This is a genomic window from Streptomyces sp. P5F9 (genome assembly GCF_057961495.1).
In genome coordinates this window covers 1-2,346 of record NZ_JBXVPZ010000802.1, presented here as the reverse complement: position 1 = coordinate 2,346, position 2,346 = coordinate 1, and the positions used below count along the sequence as shown (strand labels likewise).

The window sequence follows — 2,346 nt, the reverse complement described above, 5'->3', positions numbered from 1 at the left end:
TTCCCGGGGGCTCCGCCCCCAGACCCCCGTCGGCCTGGACGGCCTCGTCCTCAAGCGCCGGACGGGCTGAATTCTGCTGGCCGGCGTCTTGCTGCTGCTGGCGCTCGGCGTCCTGCTGCCTGCCGGCCTCCTTGGACATCGACTGGGCCGTGTTGGATACGGCCTTGATGCCCAGGTACGCCGTCGTCAGGCCCGCCATCGCGGTGAACGCCGAGGTCAGGACACCTACGATCACCGCGCGGTCGCCGTCCAGCTGCCATACGCCGAAGACCGCCACCGCCGTGATCGCGATGTTGCTGCCGACCACCGCGAGCAGTCCGTACCGCGCCCGTATCTTCTCCAGGTCGATGTCCTGGCCCATCGCGCCCCACCCTGTGTAGTCCGGGTTACGACGAAAGCCCCGTCCCGGTGGGACAGGGCTTTCGATCCGGTGGCTGGGGCCGGGGTCGAACCGGCGACCTATCGCTTTTCAGGCGATCGCTCGTACCAACTGAGCTACCCAGCCACGAGATTCCTTGCGGAACCTCAGCGGTCCTGACGGGATTTGAACCCGCGGCCTCCACCTTGACAGGGTGGCGAGCACTCCAAGCTGCTCCACAGGACCTTGCTGTTGCGCGCGAACTGGCGGAGCCAGTGTCGCACACGGTGTTGCGTGCCCCCAACGGGATTCGAACCCGTGCTACCGCCTTGAAAGGGCGGCGTCCTGGGCCACTAGACGATGAGGGCCAACTTCTATACTGCTTTGCTTCGTCTAGGTGTCCCAGAGGACGTGAGAAGCATGTGACTCCGCTTTCCCCCGAAGGGTGCCGCTTCTCCTGACTCCCTGGGGAGTTTCGGACGGTCAAGCCCTGACCGGCGCCCTTGGGCACGACGAGACTGTACTACGGCGTTTGGGCCGCAGCCAAACCGAAAAGGCGGGGTGCGCTCACGGCAGGTTCTCCTTCGGGAGGTGGCGGCTGACCTCCGCCGTCGTCAGGCCCAGGCCGCCGAGTTTGATCTCGTCCCAGGCCTGGAGGCGGTGGGTGTCGCGGTCGACGTAGAGGATCGACGCCTCGATCGGGTCGGGGTACTTGCCCTCCACCGCGCGCAGCCCGCTGCCGCCCGTCGAGCCCTCGATGCGCAGCCGGGTGCCGTGCTTCATGATCTCGGTGCCCTCGTGGTGGAGGTGGCCGGCCAGGACCAGCGGGACCTCGCCGTCGGTCTGGCGGGCCGCCGACGGTTCGTGGACCAGGGCGATGTCGACCGGGGTACCGGCGGCCTGCTGGTCGCGGAGGGCGGAGGCGAGTTGGTCGCCGGCGAGTTCCTCCGCGTTGTCGGCGCCCGGTGCGGTCGAGCGGTCGGGGGTGAACTGGGGGTCGCCGATGCCCGCGAAGCGCACGCCCGCGACCGTCTCCGCCCGCCCCTCGTCAAGGACGTGCACGTTCTTGATGTGTTCGAGGTAGCGCTGGGTGGCGAGGGAGTCGTGGTTGCCCCTGACCCAGACGTAGGGCGCGCCCAGGTCGGCGATGGGGTCGAGGAAGCCGTTCTCGGCCGTCGTGCCGTGGTCCATGGTGTCGCCGGTGTCGACGATCACGTTCACCTTGTACTGCTCCACCAGCGACGCGATGATCTTCCAGCTCGCGGGGTTCAGGTGGATGTCCGAGACGTGCAGGACGCGGATCGTGGTCGGGTCCGGCTGGTACGCGGGGAGCGTGGACGTGACGTCGTAGAGCTTCGTCACGTTCGTCACCAGGCGGGCCAACTCCTTCTGGTAGACGTCGAATTCGGTGACGATGTTGCGCGCGTTGCCGACCAGGGACGGGGCGGAGGAGAGCAGGCCGGAGAACTTCGGCTCCAGGATCGACTTGGGGTTCCAGGTCGCGTAGGCCGTCGCTCCCGATGCGGCGAGGAGCGTGAGGGCCAGGCCGCCGGCCGCGAGGGCCCGGCGGGGGCGGCGGTAGACCGCGAGGCCCAGGGTCGTGGCGCCGAGGACCACGGCCGTGCAGGACCGTACGGCGAGGTCGAGGGTGCCGTGTTCGACGTCACGGGCGACCTCGTCCTGGAGGCCGGAGAGGCGCTCGGGGTGGTCGACGAGGGCCTGCGAGCGTTCCGGGTCGAGCTGGTCGACGTTGACGTCCAGGCGGACCGGTGCGTGGTGGCTGTCGAGGGACAGGGCGCCGAGCGGGGAGACGTTGATCTTCGTGCCGCCGGTGAGGGACGGGCGCAGGGTCATGGTCGTGTTCATGGGACCGACCTGGGCCCGTACGTTGCCCACGATCAGCAGCCCGAGCCAGGCCCCGATGACGACGACCATGACGAGGCCGAGGGCGCGGGGCCAGGGGTGGGGCTGGGGGACGAGTTCGACGG

Annotated in this window: 1 protein-coding gene, 3 tRNA genes and 1 pseudogene; all 5 read right to left on the bottom strand. The window is 69.0% G+C overall.

Going from position 1 to position 2,346, the window contains the following annotated elements; genetic code table 11:
- Positions 1-112: 112 nt before the first annotated feature.
- Positions 113-361 (bottom strand): annotated as a pseudogene (locus AC31A1_RS50305) (hypothetical protein); the annotation flags it as partial.
- Positions 362-431: 70 nt separating this feature from the next.
- Positions 432-505, bottom strand: a tRNA-Phe gene (locus AC31A1_RS50300).
- A 24-nt stretch (positions 506-529) separates the two neighbouring features.
- Positions 530-604 (bottom strand) — tRNA-Asp (locus AC31A1_RS50295).
- Between the two features lie 49 nt (positions 605-653).
- Positions 654-726: transfer RNA gene (locus AC31A1_RS50290), tRNA-Glu, on the bottom strand.
- 199 nt (positions 727-925) lie between these two features.
- Positions 926-2,346: metallophosphoesterase family protein (locus tag AC31A1_RS50285; protein WP_489659735.1), on the bottom strand; the 1,421-nt coding region annotated here is incomplete at its 5' end.